Origin of the sequence: Streptomyces sp. NPDC004539, from assembly GCF_040610055.1 — a bacterium.
Lineage (GTDB): Bacteria > Actinomycetota > Actinomycetes > Streptomycetales > Streptomycetaceae > Streptomyces.
The window spans coordinates 177,742-194,424 of record NZ_JBEXLS010000018.1 but is presented as its reverse complement, the minus strand read 5'-3'; the positions used below and the strand labels follow the sequence as shown (position 1 = coordinate 194,424).

Genomic DNA, 16,683 nt, shown 5'->3' with positions numbered 1-16,683 from the left:
CGTGGGGTGTACCGCTTCCTGTTGTCCCGGCAGTGGGTGATCCTCACGCTGGTCGCCCTCGTCCTCATCCCTACGATGATCCGCCTGGGCATCTGGCAGATGCACCGGTACGAGATGCGACACGCCCGCAACGAGCTGGTGGCGAGCGCGCTGCACGCGGACCCGGTGCCGGTCGAGAAGCTGACGTCCCCGGGGCACACGGTCACCCGGGACGAGCGCTACCACTCGGTGACCGCCGTCGGCCGGTTCGACACCGCGCGCGAGGTCGTCGTACGCCGCCGGGTGAACGCGGACGACGAGGTCGGGTTCCACGTCCTGACGCCGTTCGTGCTGACGGACGGCAAGGTCGTCCTCGTCAACCGGGGCTGGATTCCCGCCGACGGCCCCAGCCAGACGGCGTTCCCGAAGATCCCCGCGCCCCCCGCCGGGCAGGTCACCGTCACCGGCCGCCTGATGCCCGACGAGACGACCGAGGCCAGCGGCATCAAGAACCTCAAGGGCCTGCCCGACCGGCAGATCATGCTGATCAGCAGCGCGGAGGAGGCCGGCCGCCTCGACGCTCAGGTCCTCGGCGGCTACCTGGTCCTCACCGACCCCGAGCCCCGGGGCGACACCCCGGAACTCATCGGCAAGCCCGGCGACGAGAACGCCGCCCTCAACTACGCCTACGCCATCCAGTGGTGGCTCTTCGCCGCCGCCGTCCCCTTCGGCTGGGTCGTCCTCGTCCGCCGCGAACTGCGCGACCGCGCGGAGGACACCGACCGGGTCGACGAACCGGAGAAGGCGGAACCGGCGACGGTGTGACCCGCCCGGCCCCACCCCTGATTGCCGGGGCGCTCCCCCGGGAAGCCGGTTCTCCATGCACCCGCGTATCGAGGACTACGCCGTCGTCGGCGACGAACAGACCGCCGCCCTGGTCGGCCGGGACGGCTCGGTGGACTGGCTCTGTCTCCCCCGTTTCGACTCCGGGGCCTGTTTCGCCAGGCTGCTGGGGGACGAGGAGAACGGGCACTGGAGGATCGCCCCGAAGGGGGCCGACGGCGTCTGCACGCGGCGGTCCTACCGGGGGGAGACCCTCGTCCTGGACACCGAGTGGGAGACCGGGGACGGCGCCGTACGGGTGACCGATCTGATGCCGCAGCGGGACCGGGCGCCGGATCTGGTGCGGATCGTGGAGGGCGTGCGGGGGCGGGTGACCGTGCGGAGCACGCTGCGGCTGCGGTTCGACTACGGGTCGGTCGTGCCGTGGGTGCGCAGGTCCGACGGACACCGGGTCGCCGTCGCGGGGCCCGACTCCGCGTGGCTGCGCAGCGAACCCCCGGTCCGCACCTGGGGCGAGGACTTCGGCACGCACTCGGAGTTCGAGGTCGCCGAGGGCGAGCGGGTGGCGTTCGTGCTGACCTGGCATCCGTCGCACGAACCGCAGCCGCCCCGGGTGGACCCGTACGAGGCGTTGGAGGCGTCGCTGGCGGACTGGGGCGCCTGGTCGGCCCGTTGCCGCTACGAGGGGCCGTACAGGGCCGTGGTGACCCGTTCCCTGATCACGCTGAAGGCGCTGACGTACGCGCCGACCGGCGGCATCGTCGCCGCGGCCACCACCTCGCTGCCGGAGGAGCCGGGCGGCGTACGGAACTGGGACTACCGGCACTGCTGGCTGCGCGACTCGACGCTCACCCTGGGCGCCCTGCTGTCCGCCGGCTACCACGAGGAGGCCGAGGCGTGGCACCGCTGGCTCCTGCGCGCGGTCGCCGGCGACCCGGCGGACCTCCAGATCATGTACGGCGTGGCGGGCGAACGCCGGCTCCCGGAGCTGGAGCTGCCGTGGCTGTCCGGCTACGCGGACTCGCGCCCCGTCCGCGTCGGCAACGGCGCCGTCGACCAGCTCCAGCTGGACGTGTACGGCGAGGTCATGGACTCCCTGGCGCTGGCCCGCGACTCCGGCCTCCCGGCGCGCCCGCACGTGTGGGCGTTGCAGCGGGCGCTGATGGAGTGGCTGCGCGAGAACTGGCGGCAGCCCGACGAGGGGCTGTGGGAGGTCCGGGGCGGGCGGCGCCACTTCACGCACTCGAAGGTGATGGTGTGGGTCGCCGCCGACCGCGCCGTACGCGCGCTGGAGACGCACCCGGAGCTGCGCGGCGATCTCGACGGCTGGCGTGAACTGCGCGACGCCGTGCACCGGGAGGTGTGCGAACGCGCCTACGACGCCTCCCGGAACACCTTCACGCAGTCCTACGGCTCCCCCGAACTCGACGCCGCGCTCCTGCTGATCCCCCGCGTCGGCTTCCTCCCCGGCGACGATCCGCGGGTGATCGGCACGGTCGACGCGGTCCGCGCGGAGCTGGGCCACGACGGTCTGCTGCGCCGCTACAGCACGGACGGCACCGGCAGCACGGCCGTGGACGGCCTCCCCGGCGCCGAAGGGGCGTTCCTGGTCTGCTCGTTCTGGCTCGTCGACGCCCTGCGTCTGACGGGCCGCCGCGAGGAGGCGCTCGCCCTCTTCGACCGGCTCGCGGGCCTCGTCAACGACGTCGGCCTGCTCGCCGAGGAGTACGACCCCGTCGGCGGCCGTCAGCTCGGCAACTTCCCGCAGGCGTTCAGCCACATCGGGCTGGTCACCTCGGCCCTCGCCCTGTTCGGCGGCGAGCAGGCAGGATAGGGGCCATGGATCTTGGACTGAAGGACCGGGTGTACGTCGTCACCGGGGCCACCCGCGGCCTCGGCAACGCGGTCGCGCGCGAGCTGCTGGCGGACGGCGCGAAGGTGGTCGTCTCCGGGCGGGACGCGGGGCGGGTCGAGGAGGCGGCGCGGGAGCTCGGGGGCGACACCGGGAGTGACGCGGCCGGGAGTGACGCTGTCGGGAGTGGCGTCGTCGGGGTCGCCGTCGACAACGCCGATCCGGAGGCGCCGGGGCGGCTCATCGGTGCCGCGCGGGAGGCGTTCGGCGGGTTCGACGGGATTCTCGTCAGCGTGGGCGGTCCGCCGCCGGGGTTCGTCGCGGACAACACGGACGCGCAGTGGGAGGCCGCGTTCGAGTCGGTGTTCCTCGGCGCGGTACGGCTCGCGCGGGCCGCCGCCGCGGAGCTGGAGGAGGGGGGTGTCATCGGGTTCGTGCTGTCCGGGTCGGTCCACGAGCCGATCCCGGGGCTGACGATCTCCAACGGGCTGCGCCCGGGGCTCGCCGGTTTCGCGAAGTCCCTCTCGGACGAACTGGGCCCCCGGGGCATCCGGGTCGTCGGCCTGCTGCCGGCCCGCATCGACACCGACCGGGTGCGCGAGCTGGACGGCATGTCCGCCGACCCGGAGGCCACGCGCGTCGCGAACGAGGCGCGCATCCCGCTGCGGCGCTACGGACGCCCGGAGGAGTTCGGCCGCACCGGCGCGTTCCTCCTGTCACCGGCCGCCTCGTACCTGACGGGGATCATGGTCCCGGTGGACGGCGGGATGCGGCACGGGTTCTGAGCCCGGTGCTTCTCGCCCTCAGCTGACGCGTTCCGCCTTGTGTTTCCTCGCCCGCATCCGCACCTCCGCCGGAAGCGCCTCCAGGGCGGCCGAGTCCCGCGCGTGGGTGAGCGGTTCGGTGACGAAGCGCCGCAGGGCCTCCCCGGGGCACGCGTGGGGTTCCACCCTGAGGTGGACCTGCGTCTCGGGGGCGTCCCTGCGGCCGGTGAGGTGCACGCGCGCGTGGGCGACGCCTTCGAGGCGGGCCGACTCGGTGGCGAGGACGTTCTCCAGGGCGCTGCCCCGCAGGAGCGCCGACCCGCCGTCGCCGGTGTCGACGAGGACCTCGCCCAGGCGCCGGCGCCGCAGGTTCGCCGTCAGCCACCACAGGGCGAGCAGCACCAGTACGGCGAGCGCCCCGATGACGGTCGGCCACCACCAGCCCTCGCCGCGCCACCGGGTGCGCCGGACGGCCGTCAGGAGGACGTCGTGGCGGCCGTCGTAGAGCCACCAGGAGGGCGGGCCGGCGCCGAGCCCGACCGCGAGGACCGAGCCGCCGAGGACGAGCAGGGCGAGACCCGTGAGGCCGAGCAGGACGCGGTTGACGGTGCGGAGCATCGGGGTCAGCCCTTCTTCTGCGCGGGTCGCCTGACATGCACCGACAGCGCCGGAGGGCGGGCCAGTCCGAGGCCGTCCAGGGCTGTCGCGAGGGTGCTCTCCAGGTCCGCGTGGACCTCGTCCAGCTCCCGGAAGTGGGACACCACGCGGACGTCGATACGCCGGCGTCCCATCCGTACGTGCGCGGACCGGACCCCGGACACCTCCATCGCCCGGTCGCGCAGGACGAGCGCGGCGGCGTCGCGGTGCAGCCCCGCGCGGACGTCCGGGTGGGCAGCGCGCATCGGGAGGACGTCCCGGTGCCCCGGGGTCGCGGCCAGCACCAGGAGCAGCGCTCCGAGGGCGACGGCGACGCCCGCGCCGGTGAGCACCCAGGCGTCGTCCAGGGGCCGCTGGGCGAGCTGGTGGGCCAGTTCGCGGCGCCAGCGCATCGCGGGCCGGTCGGCGCGGACGGCGGAGACGTCGTACAGCAGCACACCGGACGCCGCGAGGACGAGGACGGCCGTGAGGGCGGCCGGGGCCCGGCGGGCGGACCAGAAGCGGTGCGCGCCCGTCTCCGGGGCGGACGCATCCGCTTCCTGAGCGGGCGTCACCTCCGGTGGGCGTTCCTTGTCCAGGACCACCGGCAGCCGTCGGGTCGTCGCCTCGCCGTCCCGGGGTTCGCTCATCGCGTCCTCCCCTGTGCCTCGCCGGTGGCCGCCGCCGGGTGGAGCCGTTCGACGGTGACGGCGACGTCCGGCACCTGCATTCCCACCAACGCGCCTACCCGCTCGACCACCTGTCGACGCACCTCCCGGCAGCGCGCCCCGATGTCGGTCGGGTAGCCGAGTTCGAGGAAGACCCGCACGCGCGCGTGGTCGTGCGCGACGACCACCATGGCGTGCGGGGGCGCCGCGTCGGGCGGGAGCGGGCCGAGGGCCTCACGGGCCGCCTGGGAGGCGATCTTCGCGACCACCCGGTCGGCGATCCGGGTCGCCCCGCGCTCCCCCGGCGCGACGGCGGACGTCATCGGCGCCGGTCGTCACGCGAGCGCAGGAAGTCGCCGAGCTCCAGGTCCCCTTCCAGGAACCGGCCGACGACGAACCCGATGGCGCCGAGGGCGGCCACCAGGAGAAACGCGCCGAACCCGCCGAAGTACCCGGCGAAGCCCAGCGCCATGCCGGCGATCATGCCGATCACGGCCCTGCTCATCGGTCATCCCTCCGCGTCTCTGAAGTCGTCACTGGATTCGGGGCTCCGGCTCGTCGTCCTCCTCGTCGGGCAGCTTCACGTCGCTGACCGCGATGTTGACCTCGACGACCTCCAGGCCGGTCATCCGCTCGACGGCCGCGATCACGTTCTCGCGCACAGCGCGGGCGACGTCCGCGATGGAGACGCCGTAGTCGACGACGATCTCCAGGTCCAGCGCCGTCTGCACCTCGCCGACCTCCGCCTTCACGCCGCGCGAGACCGACTTGGAGCTGCCGGGTACCCGGTCGCGGACGGCGCCGAAGGTGCGGCTGAGGCCGCTGCCCATGGCGTGCACGCCGACGACGTCCCGCGCGGCGAGCCCCGCGATCTTCTCGACGACGCCGTCCGCGATCGTCGTCCGCCCCCTGGTCGCGGGGTCGCCGCCGCCCCGCTTGACGGTCTTGCGCGCCGCCTGGTCACTCTCGCCGACGGGGTGCTGTGTCGTGTCCGTCATGGTCCGTACGTCCCTTCCGGTCGGCCTCCTCGACGAGACCCACCGTAAGCGCGGATTCCCCGTGGCGCCCCGGGGATGCGGCAGGCTGGAGGAATGACTGCGGAGCAGCACTGGCGGCGGACGGTCCGACAGCACCTCGGACTCGGCAGGTACGTCCCTCTCGGCGGCCCCCGTGACGGCTGCTGGATCGCGGAGAGCGTGGCGGGGACGGTCCTGGGGCGGGCCCTCTCCGGCCGGGTGGAGGGCGTGCGGCTGGGCCCGCTGCGGCTGGCGCTCGCCGATCCCGGGAACGCGCGGGAGCCCGTCGTACCGCCGCCCCCGTCGGCCCTCGCGCCGGGCCCGCTGAGGATGTCGGCCGAGTTCTCCGCCCGCCCCACGGAGCCGTTGCCGGACTCGGCCGCCCGGCTGCGCGCGGCCCTCGCGGCGGCGTCGGCGGGGCGGCTCGGGCTCGTCGTGACGGAGATCGACCTGCGGGTGACCGGGCTGGTCCTGGCGGACGACCCGCCGGACGAGGCGCCGCCGCTTCCACCGTGGACGGGGCCGGCGGCCGAGGAGCTGGCCGGGGTGGCGGGGGTGCTCGGCGGGACCGTCCACCTTGAGGAGCGGACCGCGACGGACGCCCTGCCGCGCCTCCACGCGCGCGTGGAGATCGCCGTGGAGGCGGATCTGCGGGCGCTGGACGTGGCGAGGGAGGTCCGTGCGGTGGTGGGACGGCTGCCGGGAGGGCCGAGTGTGGCGGTGCTGGTGACGGGGGTGGGGTGAGGGGCGCGGGGCTGGGCGCCTCAAGAACCCGGCGGGCGCATCGGTGAGCCGGCCGGTGCCCCGGCGGGCTGCTGAGCCCCCGCCCCGCTCGCTCCCCGCCTCGCCGCTCCCCTCCCCGCTACTCCCCCAGCCCCGCCAGGTCCTTGAGGCGGCGGGCCTGGGCCGCGCGTTCGGCGGCGCGCTGGTCGTCGTAGGAGCGGGTCGCCGCGCCCTGGAGGAGGGCCTTCGTCTCCACGACGGCGTCGCGGGGGGCCGACAGGAGGGCGGTGGTGAGGGTGGCGACGGCGGTGTCGAGGTCCGCGGCCGGGACGACCGTGTTGGCCAGGCCGATGCGGAGGGCCTCCTCGGCGTGGACGTAGCGACCCGTGAGGCAGATCTCGGCGGCGCGGCCGTAGCCCACCAGGGAGACCAGGGGGTGCGTACCGGTGAGGTCGGGGACGAGGCCGAGACTGGTCTCGCGCATGGCGAACTGCACGTCGTCGGCGACGACGCGCAGGTCACAGGCGAGGGCGAGCTGGAAGCCCGCGCCGATGGCATGGCCCTGGACGGCGGCGACGGACACGACGTCACTGCGCCGCCACCAGGTGAAGCCCTCCTGGAACCCGGCGATGGCGTCGTCGAGTTCGGCGTCACCACTGCGCGCGAGGTCGATGAAGGACGGTTCGCCCTCGATGCCCTCGGGCGTGAACATCTGCCGGTCGAGCCCGGCGGAGAAGGACTTGCCCTCGCCCCGCAGCACGACGACACGGACGGAGCCCGGCAGCGACCGCCCGGCCTCGGCGAGCGCCCGCCACATCGCGGGGCTCTGCGCATTGCGCTTGGCCGGGTTGGTCAGCGTCACCGTCGCGAGCGCGTCCTCGACGGTGAGCCGTACGCCGTCCTTGTCCAGTGCCGGTGCGAGCGAAGCCATGGGGCGCCTCCGATGAGTGCGGTCACCTCAGTTGAACCTAAGTGACTGCACAGTAACCACCCGGTCGATCGCTGTGCCGACCGGGTGGCCACCAAAGACGATGGCCGCCCGGCCTCAGGACGAGGCGGCCTTCTTGCCCCGGGTCGCGCCACCACGCCCACGGAGCGTGACGCCCGACTCGCTGAGCATCCGGTGGACGAAGCCATACGAGCGGCCGGTCTCTTCGGCCAGCGCCCGGATGCTCGCACCGGAGTCGTACTTTTTCTTCAGGTCTGCCGCGAGCTTGTCGCGCGCGGCGCCGGTCACCCGGCTGCCCTTCTTCAGAGTCTCGGCCACCCGTGCCTCCTCATGGGAAGTGCGCTCTTGGTCCCCTCATGATCACCCCTCTTGGTCGTCCTGGCCACCCATTCGGCAAGGTCCGTGGGTGAGGGTTTTGACGACAGGAGCACGTCTCCACAACCGGAAGATGACATTCCGAACGACGGCGTCCGCTCCGTCGAACGCCACTTTGCGTGAACACGCAGGTCAGAGAGACAGAACGGCCGACCCCTCGTCGACGGTTGTCGACAAAGGGGCCGGCCGTGAAATCCGGAACGGACACACCTCGATACGAGGAGATCTCACACAGATGATGGATCACCGGTAGGCCGAATGATCCATACTCAGTGGATCATCCATTCGATCAAGCCAGGGCGACGAGATCCTGGTAGTCCGCGCCCCACAGGTCCTCCACGCCGTCCGGCAGCAGGATGATCCGCTCGGGCTGGAGCGCCTCCACCGCGCCCTCGTCGTGCGTGACGAGGACGACGGCGCCCTTGTAGGTGCGCAGCGCGCCGAGGATCTCCTCGCGGGAGGCCGGGTCGAGGTTGTTGGTGGGCTCGTCGAGCAGCAGGACGTTCGCCGAGGAGACGACGAGGGTCGCGAGCGCGAGGCGGGTCTTCTCACCGCCGGAGAGGACCCCGGCCGGCTTGTCGACGTCGTCCCCGGAGAACAGGAACGAGCCGAGCGTCTTGCGGACCTCGACGAGGTCCAGGTCGGGCGCGGAGGAGCGCATGTTCTCCAGGACCGTGCGCTCCGGGTCCAGCGTCTCGTGTTCCTGGGCGTAGTAGCCGAGTTTGAGGCCGTGCCCGGGGCGCACCTCGCCGGTGTCCGGCTTCTCGACGCCGCCGAGGAGGCGCAGCAGGGTCGTCTTGCCCGCACCGTTGAGGCCGAGGATGACGACGCGGGAGCCCTTGTCGATGGCGAGGTCGACGTCCGTGAAGATCTCCAGGGAGCCGTACGACTTCGACAGGCCCTCCGCCATCAGCGGGGTCTTGCCGCAGGGCGCGGGCTCCGGGAAGCGGAGCTTGGCGACCTTGTCGGAGGCGCGGACCGCCTCCAGGCCGGCGAGGAGCCGGTCGGCGCGCTTGGCCATGTTCTGCGCGGCGACCGTCTTGGTGGCCTTGGCGCGCATCTTGTCGGCCTGCGAGTGCAGGGCGGCGGCCTTCTTCTCGGCGTTCTGCCGCTCGCGCTTGCGGCGCTTCTCGTCGGCCTCGCGCTGCTGCTGGTAGAGCTTCCAGCCCATGTTGTAGACGTCGATCTGGGCGCGGTTGGCGTCCAGGTAGAACACCTTGTTGACGACCGTCTCGACGAGGTCCACGTCGTGGGAGATGACGATGAAGCCGCCCCGGTACGTCTTCAGGTAGTCCCGCAGCCAGATGATGGAGTCCGCGTCGAGGTGGTTCGTGGGCTCGTCGAGCAGGAGGGTGTCCGCGTCGGAGAACAGGATGCGGGCCAGCTCCACGCGGCGGCGCTGGCCGCCGGAGAGCGTGTGCAGGGGCTGGCCGAGGACGCGGTCCGGGAGGTTCAGGGCGGCGGCGATCGTCGCGGCCTCGGCCTCGGCGGCGTATCCGCCCTTGGTGAGGAACTCGGTCTCCTGGCGCTCGTACTGCCTGAGGGCCTTCTCGCGGGTGGCGCCGCTGCCGCTCGCGATGCGCTGTTCGTTGTCGCGCATCTTGCGGATCAGGACGTCGAGGCCGCGGGCGGAGAGGATGCGGTCGCGGGCGAGGACGTCGAGGTCGCCGGTGCGGGGGTCCTGGGGGAGGTAGCCGACCTCGCCGGAGCGGGCGACCTGGCCCGCGGCGGGCTGGCCCTCGCCGGCCAGGACCTTCGTCAGGGTCGTCTTCCCGGCGCCGTTGCGGCCGACCAGGCCGATGCGGTCGCCCTTGGCGACGCGGAAGGTGGCGCTCTCGATGAGGATGCGGGCGCCGGCGCGCAGTTCGATACCGGAGGCGGAGATCACGGACAGACTCCAGGGCGTGATGGGGGCTGGACGAGGGTGTGCGGACGATCCCGTCGTCTAATGCGCGAGGAGAATGGCCATGGGATCAGTCTAACGGGGGCGTGCAAGCGCTTTTGCGGCCTCGGGCCCTGCGCCGTCCGGGTGAACTCCCCGGGCGGGACCGCCGCGCGCACGGCACGCTGGGCGCATGCAGTTCGACGACGACGCCCCGCTGGACACCTCCGAGGTACAGGACGTGCGCGGGAGCCGTATCCCGGGCGGGAAGGCCACCGTGGGCGGCGGGATCGCCGGGGTGATCGCCCTCCTGCTGGCGCTCTTCCTCGGGGTCGGCCCCGATCAGCTCGGGCTCTCCTCGGGGGGCGACGAGCCGGCCGCGACCGCCTCCTCGCTGGCGCAGGTGCAGCAGACCTGCCGGACCGGGCGGGACGCGAACACGAAGGACGACTGCCGGATCGTGGCCGTCGTCAACAGCGTCCAGGACTACTGGAGCGCCGAGTTCCGCGAGCGCGGCGGGACGTACACGGCGTCGCCGACCGTCCTGTTCAGCGGGCGGGTCGGCACCGCGTGCGGGGCGGCGACCTCGGCCGTCGGGCCGTTCTACTGCCCCGGTGACCGCAAGGTCTACCTCGACCTCGGGTTCTTCGACGAGCTGCGGACGAAGTTCGGGGCGAGCGGCGGCGCCTTCGCGCAGGCGTACGTCGTCGCGCACGAGTACGGCCACCACGTCCAGGACCTCCTCGGCACCCTGAAGCGCTCGCAGGACGGGCGGACCGGCGCGAACAGCAACGCCGTGCGGGTCGAGCTCCAGGCGGACTGCTACGCCGGGGTCTGGGCGCGGCACGCGACGACGACGAAGGACTCCGCGACCGGGCGGCCCCTGCTGACGAACCTGACGGACGCCGACATCCAGGACGGGCTGGACGCGGCTGCCGCTGTCGGTGACGACCGTATCCAGGAGAAGTTCCAGGGGCGGGTGACGCCGGAGTCCTGGACGCACGGGTCGGCGCAGCAGCGGCAGCAGTGGTTCTACACCGGGTACCGCGGCGGTGACATGGGGCGCTGCGACACGTTCCGCTGACGTTGTCGGTGGGGGGTGCCAGACTGGTCCACAGGTGACATTCCGGCAGGAATCCCCGAGGAGTGGTCGGCATGGCGGGAGCGGTCAGCGGGCGTCCGAGCATCTGTCCGTCGGTGCTGTACGCCGACGCGAAGGCGGCGATCCGGCAGCTCACGGAAGCCTTCGGCTTCACGGAACTGACGGTGTACGAGGCGGCGGGCGGCGTCGTCCTGCACGCCGAGCTGGCGTACGGCAACGGCGTGGTGATGCTCGGCTCGAAGGGGCGCGGCGGCCCGTTCGACACGGCGATGAAGGGCGCGGGCCCGACCGGCACGTACGTCGTGGTGGACGACGTGGACGCGCATCACCGCCGGGCGGCCGAGCGGGGCGTGGAGATCCTGATGCCGCCGACGGACCAGGACTACGGCGCGCGGGACTACATGGCGCGGGACCTGGAGGGGAACGTCTGGTCGTTCGGGACGTACGCGCCGGAGGTCAGGGGGTGACGGCGCGGGGGCGGTGGGGGACGCCCCCGGTGGACCGGCTTCCTCCGGTTCAGCTTCCTCCGGTGTGCACCTGGAACGCCGCCCGGCGGACGGCCTTGGCGAGTGCCGGGTCGGGATGGGCGGCGGCGAGGGCGACGAGGACCTGGACGGTGCGGGGGTGGCCGACCGCGCGGACCTCGTTGAGCAGGGCGGGGACGGTCGGCTGGAGGGCCGACTCCAGGTGGCGGACCAGCATGGGCGCCTCCCCGTGGTCGGCGACCGCGGCGGCCGTGTCGACCCACAGCCAGGTGGCCTCCTCCCGGGTGAGGACCTCGTGCGCGTCCTCCGGGTCGACGCCGTCGTGCTCCGCGAGCCACAGCAGGGCGTACGGCCGCAGCGCCGGTTCGTCGACGACGGCCCGGACGTCCGGCTCGGCGGGGGCGCCGACGACGCGCAGCGCCTCGAAGGCCAGCCCCCGCAGCAGGGCGTCCTCGCCGCGCGCGGCGACCAGGAGTTCCGTGACCGCGCTGCCGACGGTCCGGGCCGCGAGCCAGGCGCGGTACTCGGAGCGGGCCGCGTTCGGCCGCAGCTGGGCGCAGCCGCGCAGCATGTCCTCGGCGGCCTGCTCGATGTTCCCGGCGGGGCTCTGCGCGGCGACGCAGATCTGCTCCAGCTTCACCCAGGTCGCCCAGCTCCCCAGCGGGGTCAGGGTCGCCTGCCCGTCGCCGCAGGTGAGCGCGCCGACGGAGGCGAGGGCGCGCAGGGCCCAGTCGAGGAGGGGGGCGAGGTCGGCGGGCTCGGCGGGTTCGGCCGGCGCCGTGAGGTCGGCGGGCTCGGCGAGCGCCGCCGTGCCGCTGACCCCGTCCGCCCCCGCGGCGTACGGGATCTCGCAGCGCTCGGTGCGCAGTTCGGTGACGCGCTGGGCGAGCAGGTCGAGGAGCTGCTCGACGGGGACGGGTCCGGCGGAGAGCTGGAGGAAGGAGAGGACCTGCGGCATGGCCGAGACGACCTCGGCGACCGTCGCGGGTTCCTCGTCGGCCGGTTCGGTGATCGCGAGGGACCAGGCGTCGAAGAGGGCCACCCAGCCGCGCAGGACCGCGCTGTCGTCGCGGTCCCAGGCGCGCAGCCGCCAGCCGGGGCGGGCGCTCGCGCCGTGCACCTCGATGAGGCCGGCCAGCCGGGCGGTGTCCCAGTCGGCGCGGACCCGTTCGGCGCTCAGGCCGAGGTCGCTCGCGGCGCGGTCGGCGGTCGCGTCGGAGAGGGTCGCCTTGCCGTCTATGGTCGCGGCGTCCTTGCCGGGACCGAGGGCGTTGTCCGCCCAGCGGGCGACGCGGGCGGCGGCGGCCAGGCCCGAGCGAGCCATTCTGGCCAGTTCCGCCGGGGCCGGGGTGCCTTCCGGGGGGCGGGGCGCGGCGCGGCGCGGGCGCCGCTGGTTCACAGCTGAGGGGGCGGCGGCCAGGGGTCGCGGGCGGACGAGTCGAAGCCTGGAGTCGCGCGGGATACGGGACGTCACGGGTGCAGTCTTCCGGTTGACGGTCCGAAAACCCAAACGGAATGTCACGGGCGGCTACGGGACTGGCCAACGCACGGGCTGTGGGGAGGGGGTGGAGGGGGTGTTCGGGACCGGGACGAAGGCAAGCGGAATCCTCGCTACCGGGCGGGCGGATGTGCCGGGACTCACACCCCCGCGGCTCACATCAACGGCGTCAGGAACCGTCGCAGCGCCTCCTCGTAGGCCGCCGGATCGGCGTTCCACATCGCGCCGTGCGGGGCGCCGCGGACCTCGTGGAGGGTGGCGAGCGCGGGGGCGGTAGCGACGAGGCGGCGGGAGAGGTCCCAGGGGGCGACGGTGTCGTCGGGGCCGTGGAACACCAGCGTGGGGACGGCGGGCAGGGCGAGGGCGTCGTCCGGGTCCCGGCCGTCCGCGCCGAGGCGGCCGAGGGCCGCGCGGACCGCGAGCGGGAGGAGGGCGCCGGGGGTGTGGCGGGCGGTGGCGAGGGAGCGGACCGTCGTGCGCCAGTCGAGGGCCGGGGAGTCCAGGACCAGGCCGCTGACGCGGTCGGCGAGGCCGGAGTGCGTGGCCGCGCGCAGGGCCATCGCGGCGCCGGTCGACCAGCCGAGCAGGATCACGCGGTCGGCGCCGTGCCCGAGGGCGTACCGGATCGCCGCGTCGACGTCCCGCCACTCCGTCGTGCCGAGGTGGTTGAGGCCGTCCGGGGAGCGCGGGGCGTCCTCGTCGCCCCGGTGGGCCGGGACCAGGACGGGGAAGCGGCGGCGGTGCAGGAAGCCGAGGACGTTCAGGGCGTGGGTGCGGCCCGCGCCGAGGCCGTGCACCGCGATCACCCAGGTGCGGCGCGCGCCGGGCACGAACCAGGCGGGCAGCGCGCCGAGTTCGCCGGGGATCTCGACGCCCGTGTGCGCGAGGCCGAGCGCCGTCGTCGGGTCCCCGACATGCAGGTCGGGCGTGAGACGGACGGCCGTCCCGGGGTCCAGCGAGCCGTAGGAGACGCGCTCCAAGCGGCGTACGACGGTGTCGGCGCTGTGCGGGACGTTCGGCAGGACCGGGCCGCACACCGCGTGGACCCCGGCGCCGGTGAGGCCGTACGTGCCGGGTCTGAGGGCGGCGAGGCCGCGCGTGAGCGTGACCTCGCCCGCCGCCGCGCGGTGGACCGTGAGCTTCGGTTCCGTCGGCAGGGGACGGTCCGGCGGTGCCTTCAACGCCGGGTCGCTCGCCATCCGGCCCGCGGCGACACTCGCCGCTCCGGCGGCCACTACTGCGGAGACGGCGACGGCCGTCGCTTTGACTGGGCGCACTCGTCCAGTGTCCGGGTGGCGGGCGGGGGTGGCCAGTGGACGCCCCGGCCGCTCAGTCCGTCGCGCCCTGCCCGTACCGGCTCAGCTTCTCCCCCGCCTCCCGTACCTGCGCCGGGGTGAGGAGGTGCGGGGGGTGGCCGGGGACCGAGGCCGCGGTGAGCCAGAGGTGGGACATCCATTCGAGTTGCGCGGAGTCGGTGAAGGCCCGCTCCAGGGTGGGGGCGTGGGCGAGGGTGCCGTGGTTCTGGATCAGGCAGGCGGTACGGCCCTGGAGAGCCGTACGGATGTTGTCCGCGAGTTCTTCCGTGCCGTAGGTCGCGTAGGGAGCGACGCGGACCGGGCCGCCGAGGGCGCCGGTCATGTAGTGGATCGGGGGGAGTTCGGGGACGAGGGTGGAGACGGCGGTGGCGTGGACGGAGTGGGTGTGGACGACGGCGCCGGCGGCGGGGAAGGCGCGGTAGACCGTGAGGTGCATGGGGAGTTCGCTGGTCGGCCGCAGGGTGCCCAGCACCTGGTGGCCGTCGAGGTCGACGCCCGTGATGTCGTCCGGCCCGAGACGGTCGTACGGGACGCCTGTCGGTGTGACGAGGACCACCTCGGCGACGCGGACCGACACGTTTCCGGATGTGCCCACCACGAGTCCGTCGGTGACGGTGCGGCGGGCGGTCGTCACCAGGGAGCCCCATGCCGCGGCCTCTTCGGGACGCGGGCGCCTCTGCTCAGCCATACGGCGATCCTGCCAGGGGGCGGGGAAGAGGGGGAGTCATGCCCGGAGCGACACCACGATGCCCTGTCCAGTTCACCTTCCGTTCATCCAGGTTACCTACCTTCAACCAGCCGATTACTTCGAACGATTGCCTGGGTAAATGGAAAACTTCTCGCTGATCCTCGCGATAGTGGTGATCACCGCTCTCGCGTTCGATTTCACGAACGGTTTCCACGACACCGCCAACGCGATGGCCACGACCATCTCGACCGGCGCACTGAGGCCCAAGGTGGCGGTGGCCATGTCCGCCGCGCTCAACCTTGTGGGGGCGTTTCTCTCCGTGGAGGTCGCGAACACGATCTCCAAGGGACTCGTCGACGAAAGCGGTATACGACCGGAGGTCATCTTCGCCGCCCTGGTGGGCGCGATCCTCTGGAACCTGCTGACCTGGCTGGTGGGCCTGCCCTCCAGTTCCTCGCACGCCCTGATGGGCGGCCTGATCGGCGCCACGCTGGCCTCGGCCGGCTCCGGCGCGGTGCACGGCGACGTGCTGGTGACGAAGGTGCTGATCCCGGCGGTCGCCGCCCCGATCGTCGCCGGGCTCGCCGCGATGCTGGCGACGAGGCTGTCGTACACCCTCGGCAAGAAGGCCGAAGGAAAGGCCGCGGAGAAGAGCTACCGGTTCGGGCAGATCGCCTCGGCCGGCCTCGTCTCCCTCGCGCACGGCACGAACGACGCGCAGAAGACGATGGGCATCATCACCCTCGCGCTGGTCGCGGGCGGCTCCCTGGCGCCCGACTCCGACCCGCCCACCTGGGTCATCCTCTCCGCGGGCGTCGCGATCGCGCTCGGCACCTACCTGGGCGGCTGGCGCATCATCCGCACGATGGGCAAGGGCCTCACCGACCTCCGGCCGCAGCAGGGCTTCGCCGCCCAGACGTCCGCCGCGACAGTCATCCTGGCCTCCTCCCACCTCGGCTTCTCCCTCTCCACCACGCACGCCGTATCCGGCTCCGTGATGGGCGCGGGGCTCGGCCGCAAGGGCGGGGTGGTGCGCTGGTCCACGGCGACCCGGATGTTCGTCGCCTGGGGGCTGACGCTGCCGGCCGCCGGGCTCGTCGGCGCGCTCGCCGAGTCGGTCACCGACCTCGGTGACTGGGGCACGGCAGCCGTCGCCGTCTTCCTCGTCGGCTCCAGCGCGGCGATCTGGAAGATCTCGCGGCGCGAGGTCGTCGACCACAACAACGTGAACGACACGGACGACACCGCTGATGTCGTCTCCGACTCCGACTCCGACGCCGGTGACATCAAGGTCGTCATCCCCGCGCCGGCGACCGTCGCCACCACCGACCCGGCCGCTCCCCCGGCCGCGACCGTCTGACCCCGAAGGACACCGCAACCATGAAGATCGACTGGTCCGCTCTCGGCTCCGTCTTCGGTGTCAGCCTCGTGGTCACCGTGGGCATCGTGACCCTCTTCACCCTCGGCGTCATGGGCCTCTCCCGGCACGAGCGCGCCCAGGCCGACGGCGGCTCCGCCGCCCTCGCGGTCACCGGCGCGTACGCGTGCTTCGCGGCGTGCCTGGGGGCCGTGGCGTACGGCATCAGCCTCATCGTCGCCTGAGCCTCCGGAAGACCGGCAGCAACCGTTTCCACAACCCCGTACGGCACCCGCCGTACGGGGTTTCGTGTGCGGTCGGCCCGACGGGTCGTGTGGGGTTCTGCACAGTCCGCTCTCGCAGGTCAACAGCGAGTTGACGGCTCTTCGAGGCCCGTGGTGGACTGCCAGGGCCATGTACGGCGGCTCAGGAGGAAGTCGGTGCGAATCCGGCGCGGTCCCGCCACTGTGACCGGGGTAGTCATCCCCGGGAGCCAGGAACTCCCACCGCCGGTCTCGTCGAACCAGGGCGTGGACACCCTGAGTGAGGA

19 protein-coding genes and 1 riboswitch are annotated in these 16,683 nt (G+C 73.2%); of the genes, 8 read left to right on the top strand and 11 right to left on the bottom strand.

Features of this window, described 5'->3' with window-relative positions; all coding sequences use genetic code 11:
• The first annotated feature begins 6 nt into the window (after nucleotides 1–6).
• The 3 genes from ABZX85_RS32310 to ABZX85_RS32300 are packed head-to-tail and all read left to right on the top strand — an operon-like array spanning nucleotide 7 to nucleotide 3,459.
• Nucleotides 7–804, top strand: a complete 798-nt coding sequence (locus tag ABZX85_RS32310; protein ID WP_355876405.1) for an SURF1 family protein — start codon at nucleotides 7–9, stop codon at nucleotides 802–804.
• 55 nt (nucleotides 805–859) lie between these two features.
• Nucleotides 860–2,656 (top strand): glycoside hydrolase family 15 protein, encoded by a 1,797-nt coding sequence (locus ABZX85_RS32305; RefSeq protein WP_355876401.1) that lies wholly within the window; start codon nucleotides 860–862, stop codon nucleotides 2,654–2,656.
• Between the two features lie 5 nt (nucleotides 2,657–2,661).
• Nucleotides 2,662–3,459 carry an SDR family oxidoreductase gene (locus tag ABZX85_RS32300; protein WP_355876398.1) on the top strand — a complete coding sequence of 266 codons (798 nt, stop codon included), beginning with the start codon at nucleotides 2,662–2,664 and terminating at the stop codon, nucleotides 3,457–3,459.
• 18 nt (nucleotides 3,460–3,477) lie between these two features.
• Here the strand turns inward: ABZX85_RS32300 and amaP are convergent, their stop codons facing one another.
• From amaP to ABZX85_RS32275, 5 genes are read right to left on the bottom strand one after another with little or no spacing between them, the layout of a single operon-like run.
• Nucleotides 3,478–4,056, bottom strand: a complete 579-nt coding sequence (amaP, locus tag ABZX85_RS32295; protein WP_355876395.1) for an alkaline shock response membrane anchor protein AmaP — start codon at nucleotides 4,054–4,056, stop codon at nucleotides 3,478–3,480.
• A 5-nt stretch (nucleotides 4,057–4,061) separates the two neighbouring features.
• On the bottom strand, nucleotides 4,062–4,724 hold the full coding sequence (locus ABZX85_RS32290; protein ID WP_355876392.1) for a DUF6286 domain-containing protein: 663 nt from the start codon (nucleotides 4,722–4,724) through the stop codon (nucleotides 4,062–4,064).
• On the bottom strand, nucleotides 4,721–5,065 hold the full coding sequence (locus ABZX85_RS32285; RefSeq protein ID WP_355876390.1) for a hypothetical protein: 345 nt from the start codon (nucleotides 5,063–5,065) through the stop codon (nucleotides 4,721–4,723). The genes ABZX85_RS32290 and ABZX85_RS32285 overlap by 4 nt, the downstream gene beginning before the upstream one ends.
• Nucleotides 5,062–5,247, bottom strand: a complete 186-nt coding sequence (locus ABZX85_RS32280; RefSeq protein ID WP_355876387.1) for a hypothetical protein — start codon at nucleotides 5,245–5,247, stop codon at nucleotides 5,062–5,064. The genes ABZX85_RS32285 and ABZX85_RS32280 overlap by 4 nt, the downstream gene beginning before the upstream one ends.
• A 28-nt stretch (nucleotides 5,248–5,275) precedes the next feature.
• On the bottom strand, nucleotides 5,276–5,740 hold the full coding sequence (locus ABZX85_RS32275; protein ID WP_355876384.1) for an Asp23/Gls24 family envelope stress response protein: 465 nt from the start codon (nucleotides 5,738–5,740) through the stop codon (nucleotides 5,276–5,278).
• Between the two features lie 93 nt (nucleotides 5,741–5,833).
• Between ABZX85_RS32275 and ABZX85_RS32270 the strand changes: the two genes are divergently transcribed.
• On the top strand, nucleotides 5,834–6,502 hold the full coding sequence (locus tag ABZX85_RS32270) for a nucleopolyhedrovirus P10 family protein (RefSeq protein ID WP_355876381.1): 669 nt from the start codon (nucleotides 5,834–5,836) through the stop codon (nucleotides 6,500–6,502).
• 118 nt (nucleotides 6,503–6,620) lie between these two features.
• On the opposite strand, the gene ABZX85_RS32265 is transcribed toward ABZX85_RS32270, so the two are convergent.
• From ABZX85_RS32265 to ABZX85_RS32255, 3 genes are all read right to left on the bottom strand, one after another.
• Nucleotides 6,621–7,412 carry an enoyl-CoA hydratase/isomerase family protein gene (locus ABZX85_RS32265; RefSeq protein WP_355876378.1) on the bottom strand — a complete coding sequence of 264 codons (792 nt, stop codon included), beginning with the start codon at nucleotides 7,410–7,412 and terminating at the stop codon, nucleotides 6,621–6,623.
• Between the two features lie 114 nt (nucleotides 7,413–7,526).
• Nucleotides 7,527–7,748: a helix-turn-helix domain-containing protein gene (locus ABZX85_RS32260; RefSeq protein ID WP_004002281.1), complete on the bottom strand. Its 222-nt coding sequence runs from the start codon at nucleotides 7,746–7,748 to the stop codon at nucleotides 7,527–7,529.
• Between the two features lie 346 nt (nucleotides 7,749–8,094).
• Nucleotides 8,095–9,693, bottom strand: a complete 1,599-nt coding sequence (locus ABZX85_RS32255; RefSeq protein ID WP_355876374.1) for an ABC-F family ATP-binding cassette domain-containing protein — start codon at nucleotides 9,691–9,693, stop codon at nucleotides 8,095–8,097.
• Nucleotides 9,694–9,880: 187 nt separating this feature from the next.
• Between ABZX85_RS32255 and ABZX85_RS32250 the strand changes: the two genes are divergently transcribed.
• Nucleotides 9,881–10,771 carry a neutral zinc metallopeptidase gene (locus ABZX85_RS32250; RefSeq protein ID WP_355876371.1) on the top strand — a complete coding sequence of 297 codons (891 nt, stop codon included), beginning with the start codon at nucleotides 9,881–9,883 and terminating at the stop codon, nucleotides 10,769–10,771.
• A gap of 71 nt (nucleotides 10,772–10,842) precedes the next feature.
• Entirely contained in the window at nucleotides 10,843–11,256 is a 414-nt protein-coding gene (locus tag ABZX85_RS32245; protein WP_355876368.1) for a VOC family protein, read from the top strand.
• 49 nt (nucleotides 11,257–11,305) lie between these two features.
• On the opposite strand, the gene ABZX85_RS32240 is transcribed toward ABZX85_RS32245, so the two are convergent.
• The 3 genes from ABZX85_RS32240 to ABZX85_RS32230 form a co-directional block, all read right to left on the bottom strand.
• Complete coding sequence (locus ABZX85_RS32240; RefSeq protein WP_355876365.1) at nucleotides 11,306–12,748, bottom strand: hypothetical protein; 1,443 nt, start codon at nucleotides 12,746–12,748, stop codon at nucleotides 11,306–11,308.
• Nucleotides 12,749–12,927: 179 nt separating this feature from the next.
• Nucleotides 12,928–14,049: an alpha/beta fold hydrolase gene (locus ABZX85_RS32235; protein ID WP_355876362.1), complete on the bottom strand. Its 1,122-nt coding sequence runs from the start codon at nucleotides 14,047–14,049 to the stop codon at nucleotides 12,928–12,930.
• Nucleotides 14,050–14,101: 52 nt separating this feature from the next.
• A complete protein-coding gene (locus tag ABZX85_RS32230) occupies nucleotides 14,102–14,776 on the bottom strand; it encodes a class II aldolase/adducin family protein (protein WP_355876359.1) in 675 nt (224 codons plus the stop codon).
• A 139-nt stretch (nucleotides 14,777–14,915) separates the two neighbouring features.
• Here ABZX85_RS32230 and ABZX85_RS32225 point away from each other — a divergent pair, with 139 nt between their 5' ends.
• Both ABZX85_RS32225 and ABZX85_RS32220 read left to right on the top strand, forming a co-directional pair.
• The gene (locus ABZX85_RS32225; RefSeq protein ID WP_355876357.1) at nucleotides 14,916–16,136 is read left to right on the top strand and encodes an inorganic phosphate transporter; all 1,221 of its coding nucleotides are present in this window, start codon (nucleotides 14,916–14,918) and stop codon (nucleotides 16,134–16,136) included.
• A gap of 20 nt (nucleotides 16,137–16,156) precedes the next feature.
• Complete coding sequence (locus ABZX85_RS32220; RefSeq protein ID WP_059044788.1) at nucleotides 16,157–16,378, top strand: hypothetical protein; 222 nt, start codon at nucleotides 16,157–16,159, stop codon at nucleotides 16,376–16,378.
• 136 nt (nucleotides 16,379–16,514) lie between these two features.
• Nucleotides 16,515–16,657, top strand: a riboswitch (cobalamin riboswitch).
• Nucleotides 16,658–16,683 lie beyond the last annotated feature (26 nt).

What these genes read in the sequence shown, in the direction of transcription:
- ABZX85_RS32245 (WP_355876368.1), top strand. Translation starts at nt 10,843, where the DNA reads ATGGCGGGAGCGGTCAGCGGGCGTCCGAGCATCTGTCCGTCGGTGCTG.
- ABZX85_RS32265 (WP_355876378.1), bottom strand. Translation starts at nt 7,412, where the DNA reads ATGGCTTCGCTCGCACCGGCACTGGACAAGGACGGCGTACGGCTCACC.
- ABZX85_RS32225 (WP_355876357.1), top strand. Translation starts at nt 14,916, where the DNA reads ATGGAAAACTTCTCGCTGATCCTCGCGATAGTGGTGATCACCGCTCTC.
- ABZX85_RS32300 (WP_355876398.1), top strand. Translation starts at nt 2,662, where the DNA reads ATGGATCTTGGACTGAAGGACCGGGTGTACGTCGTCACCGGGGCCACC.
- ABZX85_RS32270 (WP_355876381.1), top strand. Translation starts at nt 5,834, where the DNA reads ATGACTGCGGAGCAGCACTGGCGGCGGACGGTCCGACAGCACCTCGGA.
- ABZX85_RS32280 (WP_355876387.1), bottom strand. Translation starts at nt 5,247, where the DNA reads ATGAGCAGGGCCGTGATCGGCATGATCGCCGGCATGGCGCTGGGCTTC.
- ABZX85_RS32230 (WP_355876359.1), bottom strand. Translation starts at nt 14,776, where the DNA reads ATGGCTGAGCAGAGGCGCCCGCGTCCCGAAGAGGCCGCGGCATGGGGC.
- amaP (WP_355876395.1), bottom strand. Translation starts at nt 4,056, where the DNA reads ATGCTCCGCACCGTCAACCGCGTCCTGCTCGGCCTCACGGGTCTCGCC.
- ABZX85_RS32290 (WP_355876392.1), bottom strand. Translation starts at nt 4,724, where the DNA reads ATGAGCGAACCCCGGGACGGCGAGGCGACGACCCGACGGCTGCCGGTG.
- ABZX85_RS32305 (WP_355876401.1), top strand. Translation starts at nt 860, where the DNA reads ATGCACCCGCGTATCGAGGACTACGCCGTCGTCGGCGACGAACAGACC.
- ABZX85_RS32275 (WP_355876384.1), bottom strand. Translation starts at nt 5,740, where the DNA reads ATGACGGACACGACACAGCACCCCGTCGGCGAGAGTGACCAGGCGGCG.
- ABZX85_RS32285 (WP_355876390.1), bottom strand. Translation starts at nt 5,065, where the DNA reads ATGACGTCCGCCGTCGCGCCGGGGGAGCGCGGGGCGACCCGGATCGCC.
- ABZX85_RS32220 (WP_059044788.1), top strand. Translation starts at nt 16,157, where the DNA reads ATGAAGATCGACTGGTCCGCTCTCGGCTCCGTCTTCGGTGTCAGCCTC.
- ABZX85_RS32250 (WP_355876371.1), top strand. Translation starts at nt 9,881, where the DNA reads ATGCAGTTCGACGACGACGCCCCGCTGGACACCTCCGAGGTACAGGAC.